The organism is Erwinia phyllosphaerae (assembly GCF_019132875.1).
GTDB lineage: Bacteria > Pseudomonadota > Gammaproteobacteria > Enterobacterales > Enterobacteriaceae > Erwinia > Erwinia phyllosphaerae.
The window spans coordinates 1-4827 of record NZ_JAHSPF010000023.1 but is presented as its reverse complement, the minus strand read 5'-3'; the positions used below and the strand labels follow the sequence as shown (position 1 = coordinate 4827).

Below are 4827 nucleotides of genomic sequence, written 5' to 3'. Positions count from 1 at the left end.
GTCGTCGATGCTGTAGATGCCCGGCGTCACGCTGTCCTGCAGCTCCCAGACGCTGATGCCCTCCTCGCCGGTGCTGCTGCCGGACGGCGTGGCGTGGTACGGGATAACCCAGTAGTGCAGCATTTCCTGTTCGGAAAAAGTATAAAGACACTTCCAGAAATATTGTTGCATCTCTTCCTTAGTCAAATCTCAAGAAACAGGAAAAGCATAGTTAACTTCAATATCCATAGACTATCTCCCTTCTGGTTTAAGACGTAAACCAAACTCCATAAAGCATCAATACGGCACCGAAAGAGACTACACATTTGGCAAACAAAAGCAGACCAGGAGCCAGCCTGTTAGTAACTGGTGAAAACTTTTTGTAATTTTCGAAATTATGTTCCTTATGAAACCCCATAATTCCACTAAAAATGGTCGATATTGCTGTGATCAAAAATCTCATTCCCCACACCACGATAAATGATGCGCTTGTCTCCTCCATTAAATTCCTGGCAGTGCCCTTAGTAAAACCGGGAATAATAGCCACCAGAAGCTTAAGAAAAAAACCTAGTGCAATAATTGCGACAAATACACCAATCAGGCCCTTACCCGCACCTGTTAATGATTTTTTCCCGTAAGAGACGTTACCGCGCCAGACACAATAAAGCGTCACAGCTAAAAAAAACAAAAAAGCTATCATTTTCATAAAATACCAGTCCCATACTAAATTTAGTCGCCAATTAAAAATGTCGTACAGCCGTCGATAATAACACCATCGCTATCGCCGCTTTTCTCGGCATCATCTGAATTATCATCTTTACCAAAGAACAACTCACGCAGTAGCTTAACGAATATTTTCAAGTCAAAACCCGTTCCTAACCCCAGCCAAAAAGCAAATTTACTGCTGGCTTTTAAGTTGATTGAATGATCAGTTTTATCTTTGTAAGCGGCTAAAGTCGCTGAGGTACCTATTGCTCCCAGATTTACTTCCGCTTTTGCACTTCCTATCACGATTCCATACAAGTTAACTTTCCGCTCAGCTTCTTCTTTAACTGCCGCTGCTTCTATGCCGCCTTCAAGATTGATTCCGTAACGCCCTTGATTACCGGTGTAAACTTCAGCGACCAGTTTCGTTTCGGCAGTTGCCAGAGCAACGCCGGCGCGGGCAGAGCCATATAGCGTATTTTCTTTCCCGGCTGAGCCTGTAATACTATATTGCATGCCTGTTGCTTTCACATTGGTATTGATGCCATAAATATTGTTAATCAACGCAACCACAAAAAATAAATAGGACAAACTTTTTATAAGATGCAAGATAAGTTTTTATAGCTCTGAACATTATATTTTATAGAAAATAATAAAAATGGGCAACAGCAAACATATAACAAAAAGTAAAAACTTATTATCAAGTACGGAAAGACACTTTATACTTAACTTTAATTAATCAAGTCATAATAATAAGATATAGCCAACATCAATAATTCATTTACCTTTTAACTTAGCGCTCCTGGTTTTACCTTTACCAATAAGACATATTCGAATCTAAATTGGAGCATCTCCAATATCGATACCCATCTGGAATAATTCACAGGCCATATTTTCTATACGTCCTCTTTGCGCCAGCTTGCCAAGCCATTCTTGTGGAATACCAGATGCGCCATACAGAGCGCCAGCAATTTGCCCTGCTGTTGCTGCTACGCTATCAGCATCATCAGCCAGGTTTGCGGCAAGTAAAATTGCATCTCGAAAATTATCTGTGTTCCACACGGACCACATCGCAGCTTCAAAAGTATCAACAACATACCCGCTTGAACGGATCTCATGGCGAGCTTTTTGCTTATACTCACCCGCATTAATAATCAATAATCGAGATGACAATGGGAGTTTATGAGGAGAAAATACTGACTGCTTATCATGCCCATTAATTAGCATATGCAATAAATAACCATGAAAGTTACAGGCAAAAAGAGATTCCACTGCACTATGAGTTGCTCTACTTTGTGATTTAGTAGCAAAATAAATTCGTTGAAGCGAACGCCAGTTAAGAATTACGGCTGGAGCCTGGCGAATAATAGCCGCATTTCCAGCCGTGTTTTTTTCAGTATTACCAAACCAAGCTTCGCCATGTTTGATATATTGTTCAAGAGCAAATCGAGTAGTATTCCCTATATCGAAGCAACGACCATTAACGCTATTAGAACCGTTTTTATACCAGTCGACTAATTTATTCCTGAAAAGAGTAACATCAACACGCCCGGACTCAATACAGGCTTCAGCCAGACAGAGGGCCATTGAGGTGTCATCAGTCCACTCACCAGCTTTGAGCCTGAACGGACCACCACCCACCATATCATCAACATGAGAGATGTCTCTTCGCTGGAACTCCAGTGTTGTACCGACTGCATCGCCTATAGCCAGCCCAAGAAAAGCACCTTTTGCTTTATCCAGAGCTTGTTCCATGGTGTTCAATTGAGGAAAGCTCTCATCCCAGTCAGGTAATGAAAGAAGCTCTTTAGCATGTTCAGGTGTATTAGCAGAACGAGCAGCCTGCCGTTTACTTACTGGAAGAAGATGGTGATATTTCAAGGCGTATTGATCTATAGAATCATCATCTGCATGTAGGTCAATCATTATAATTCCTTAAGGCTGATTCGCGTTACGCCATTTTGCTTGTTTCGGCTCTTGCACAGAATAGTTTGCATCAGAATTTTTAGGAAGGATATGTTTTCCTTGTTAAGGAAGCGACTGATATATTGCCTCCCTGCCTTCTTCTGGTGCAGGGTTATAGACTTTCAGCGTGCTGCCCCAGACCCTGTACTCCGCCTGCCAGCAAATCTTTCCGCGTGCATCCCGCCACTCGCTCAGCAGACGGTTGTCATCCCAGACAAAATGCGTGATGCCAAAGCTGTCACGCTTCCAGCGGCGGCCAAAGGCATCCTGGCCGTAACTGGCCGACTGCTTTACGCCGGAAAGCTGGTTATATGTTTATGATGCACATACTTCGTATTCAGTATTTCACGATTGCGGCTGATTTCCTGATGTAGTACATCGCGGATAATTGTGCTAATAAGTAGGTTGTCCAGGTTGATCTGACTTCTTTGTCCATTAGTATAGTAGAGGCTTTTTAATTCGCGGTCGTCCGCCATGGCTGATAATAACGAATAAAGATATTAAATTGCATGCATTAGATGATGATCTTAGTAAAGTTGCAGGCTCAGAATTTCTTTGATAACCACTAATTCTTTTTTTGGCTCAGGCATCCTGAATAGGGTGATGACTTTGAACAAAACCATTAGCTTTGCTATTTGTATGCCCTGCCGCGCGATTGACTCCCGGAGATAATTTTCCGTGAGGATCGACATCTCCAGTTTTGTAGCCATTTGGAGCACCACACTTCGTCAGCCCCAGCGGATCCACCCAGTTCAATGGATTCGGCGCGTAAGCGTATAAATGGAGTCCACCTTGTAGCCCTATCGGATCAGGCTGCGTGAAACGCCCGCAGTCCGGGTCGTACTATCAGTTTCGGTTGTAGTTACCTGTCATTTTTGGATAGTCACTCATAGAAAGAAGTCCTTCATATCAAATTTCAGCCCGCAACAGGCCTAAGCCGGAAGGTGCTGGACGGCTGTCTGCTGCTGAGCCCCGACAGCCGTGAAGAGACGCGGTTACGACAGGAACAGGCACGACTTGAACAGCAGCGGCGGGAGATTGAGCAGACCCGGCAGCAGGCGCTGGCGTTGCTGGCTCAGGCTGGCGGCTAAAAATAAGGCCGGAAGGATCGCGGGGATCGCTTCCGGCTTACAAATAATTATATTTAATTGGGTCTAAGCTTTTAATTTATAAATATCTTGAGCCTCTTCATCCATATCCAGACTTCCAAGAGCACCCAGATCTAGGCTATAGACCTGTTCACTATTATTTTTCACATTTATAAAATAACCAAGATCGCCATCCTGCCCTATTAATAAGTAATCTGGCTCAATATCTTGTATGGTATATGTTTCATTGCGTTCCAAAAGGTCTTTGTAATTATAAAGATATACAGTATCCGCTTGACTTGTCTGTATTTCGTAAGCATCTGTATCTTTTACTTCCTCAGATAAAAACTGCTTATATTTATTTGACAGCTTGATGTTAAGATTATTCTCTACAACCTTGAGTTCGTCTAAAATTTCATCTTTATTCATAATGGCCACCTATTAACTCTAAGAGAAAAAAACATTAAATATCAAAGAACGGATTACTCATATTACTTTCTCTGAGCCCATCAAAATATTTAAATGCATCACTAAGAGACTTACGAGTCTGATTAGTAGGCACGCCAGCATCTAACATTTCTTTATAGCTAATGTTAAATTCTTGCTTCAGGGCTGTATCCCAGCCCCCCGTCGCTGCTCTTCGGGTACGCTGCGCAGCACTGATAGCAGCATGCGGGCTACCGGATGATGATCTTAGTAAAGTTGCAGGCGCAGAACTTCTTTGATAACCACTAATTCTTTTTTTGGCCCAGGCATCCTGAATAGGGTGATGACTTTGAACAAAACCATCAGCTTTGCTATTTGTATGCCCTGCCGCGCAATTGACTCCCGGTGATAATTTTCCGTGAGGATCGACATCTCCAGTTTTGTAGCCATTTGGAGCACCACACTTCGTCAGCCCCAGCGGATCCACCCAGTTCAATGGATTCGGCGCGTAAACGTATAAATTGAGTCCACCTTGTAGCCCTATCGGATCAACCTGAGTAAAACGTCCGGCAACCGGGTCATAATAGCGGAATAAATTGTAATGAAGGCCCGTCTCTCTGTCCAGGTACTGCCCCTGAAAACGCAGATTCTGCGGCACAGCCTG

The 4827-nt window shown here is 43.2% G+C and carries 6 protein-coding genes and 1 pseudogene; 1 reads left to right on the top strand and 6 read right to left on the bottom strand.

Annotated elements, in window-relative coordinates; genetic code table 11:
• Positions 1–247: 247 nt before the first annotated feature.
• The 4 genes and pseudogenes from KUE00_RS21665 to KUE00_RS22035 form a co-directional block, all read right to left on the bottom strand.
• Entirely contained in the window at positions 248–685 is a 438-nt protein-coding gene (locus tag KUE00_RS21665) for a hypothetical protein (RefSeq protein WP_246762639.1), read from the bottom strand.
• A 23-nt stretch (positions 686–708) separates the two neighbouring features.
• A complete protein-coding gene (locus KUE00_RS21660) occupies positions 709–1293 on the bottom strand; it encodes a hypothetical protein (RefSeq protein ID WP_246762638.1) in 585 nt (194 codons plus the stop codon).
• Between the two features lie 228 nt (positions 1294–1521).
• Positions 1522–2610, bottom strand: a complete 1089-nt coding sequence (gene tri1, locus KUE00_RS21655; RefSeq protein ID WP_246762637.1) for an ADP-ribosylarginine hydrolase Tri1 — start codon at positions 2608–2610, stop codon at positions 1522–1524.
• Between the two features lie 474 nt (positions 2611–3084).
• A pseudogene (locus KUE00_RS22035) lies at positions 3085–3492 on the bottom strand (RHS repeat-associated core domain-containing protein); the annotation flags it as partial.
• A 101-nt stretch (positions 3493–3593) separates the two neighbouring features.
• Here KUE00_RS22035 and KUE00_RS21640 point away from each other — a divergent pair.
• A complete protein-coding gene (locus KUE00_RS21640; RefSeq protein ID WP_246762636.1) occupies positions 3594–3740 on the top strand; it encodes a hypothetical protein in 147 nt (48 codons plus the stop codon).
• A gap of 63 nt (positions 3741–3803) precedes the next feature.
• On the opposite strand, the gene KUE00_RS21635 is transcribed toward KUE00_RS21640, so the two are convergent.
• Both KUE00_RS21635 and KUE00_RS21630 read right to left on the bottom strand, forming a co-directional pair.
• On the bottom strand, positions 3804–4166 hold the full coding sequence (locus KUE00_RS21635; RefSeq protein WP_246762635.1) for an SMI1/KNR4 family protein: 363 nt from the start codon (positions 4164–4166) through the stop codon (positions 3804–3806).
• Between the two features lie 34 nt (positions 4167–4200).
• On the bottom strand, positions 4201–4827 hold a 627-nt coding region (locus tag KUE00_RS21630; RefSeq protein ID WP_281434727.1), incomplete at its 5' end, for an RHS repeat-associated core domain-containing protein.

Excerpts from the sequence above, each read along its gene's own strand:
- KUE00_RS21635 (WP_246762635.1), bottom strand. The coding sequence starts at position 4,166 with ATGAATAAAGATGAAATTTTAGACGAACTCAAGGTTGTAGAGAATAAT.
- tri1 (WP_246762637.1), bottom strand. The coding sequence starts at position 2,610 with ATGATTGACCTACATGCAGATGATGATTCTATAGATCAATACGCCTTG.
- KUE00_RS21665 (WP_246762639.1), bottom strand. The coding sequence starts at position 685 with ATGAAAATGATAGCTTTTTTGTTTTTTTTAGCTGTGACGCTTTATTGT.